Annotated in this window: 2 protein-coding genes; both read right to left on the bottom strand. The window is 45.2% G+C overall.

Annotation, left to right across the window (positions count from 1 at the left end):
* Window positions 1–139: 139 nt before the first annotated feature.
* Window positions 140–889 (bottom strand): HRDC domain-containing protein, encoded by a 750-nt coding sequence (locus BM613_RS14510; protein WP_109431856.1) that lies wholly within the window; start codon window positions 887–889, stop codon window positions 140–142.
* A 47-nt stretch (window positions 890–936) separates the two neighbouring features.
* Window positions 937–1,209 (bottom strand): hypothetical protein, encoded by a 273-nt coding sequence (locus tag BM613_RS14505; RefSeq protein WP_245926408.1) that lies wholly within the window; start codon window positions 1,207–1,209, stop codon window positions 937–939.
* Window positions 1,210–1,351: the final 142 nt, after the last annotated feature.

The raw sequence follows: 1,351 nt of genomic DNA, 5'->3' as shown, positions 1-1,351 counted from the left end.
ACGGATTCAAAGTCCGCTGTTTCTTGTGGATCAACCCACTCAATGTTTTTTGTCGAAAACTCTACGATCACCCATTTTGCCGCCGCTCCCATTTTGCAGAGAACGGCGACTCCCTCCTTTCGTGTGCTTGAACGTTTTTTTAGCAAACTTCATTGACAATCGCGGTTAAGTCTTCGCCAAAATCTAGTAACCTCTTTTTCCCGATCCCACTGATTTCGATAAAATCCTCCAAGCGTCGCGGTTTTTTAGCCACAATGGTTTCCAGCACCGAATCCTCAAAAATTTTGAAATGAGCTACACCATTTTCTTTTGCTCGTTTTGCACGGTATTCGCGCAATCGTTGTCTTAGGGTTTCTTCGGAAATTAACTGTTTTAGCGGGCTTTCGCTCAAATTTTGAATGTCCGCATCTTCGATGTCGATTCGTTCCAATCGGCTCATGGCATATTGCTCTTTTCGGCGTTCTTTTTCAGCAAGGTAGTCAAACGTGTTGCCGCCCCAATATTCGATGTACTTGTTTTGTTTCGGCAAATAAAAATCCGCTCGCCGTAAATAAACACTCTTGAAAAACGGCAACAAAACCTGCACCTCGTGTTCGATTCCGTGCGCATAGAGCCAATCATCAATCATTGCCTCGCCACGTGATTCCACGTAGTGGCCGTCGAGTGTTTTGATCATTTGATTATTGGAGATCGGATGCGGGTTATTTAGCGCCACCTTCAATAAAACTTCTGCCGCACCATCCACTACGACAGGCTGAAAAACACCAGATTTGTTGCCCAAATCGGTAATTTGCCCATCCTGCATCCACCCCCAACGCTGCAAATATTTGATGACTTCGGTCAGATTTTGTTGGCTTTCTGCCGCCAACTCTTCGATTGTTTTTGCCACAAAAAAGCCCCCTTTGCGTGTTCCACACAAAGGGGGCAAGGTAAGAATTATTGCATGTCTTTCGCGGCACGCGTTAAAACTTCCGCCATGTGCAGTGCCTCGATTTTGCACAGTTCGAACTCTACCTCGTTAGAAACAAAGCTGATCAGTTGCACAATCTCTTTGCACTCATGCGAGCAAATCAAAAACTGCGGCCACTTGCACGCATCGCGCGAAACGACGCGAGTTCTATAACCTGATCGAAAGCCGCCAAGCGCTTTGGGCAAGAGTGGAATTTCCTCCCAATCACCAAAAATTGTTTTTTGGTATGCTTGTTCCATGGACAACGCACATCCTTTATTCGTTTTTTTTTTGTTCGTATGATCTTAGTTGATTGGCTAAACGCGATGCGGCACACCGAATCTCATGTTGGAGACTTCTACTGACTTCCTCAGAAAAATCCTCGAAATCATTTTTGAGTGA

Source organism: Sulfoacidibacillus thermotolerans (assembly GCF_003144315.1).
GTDB classification, from domain to species: domain Bacteria; phylum Bacillota; class Bacilli; order Alicyclobacillales; family SLC66; genus Sulfoacidibacillus; species Sulfoacidibacillus thermotolerans.
This window is presented reverse-complemented; position numbering and strand designations above follow the sequence as displayed.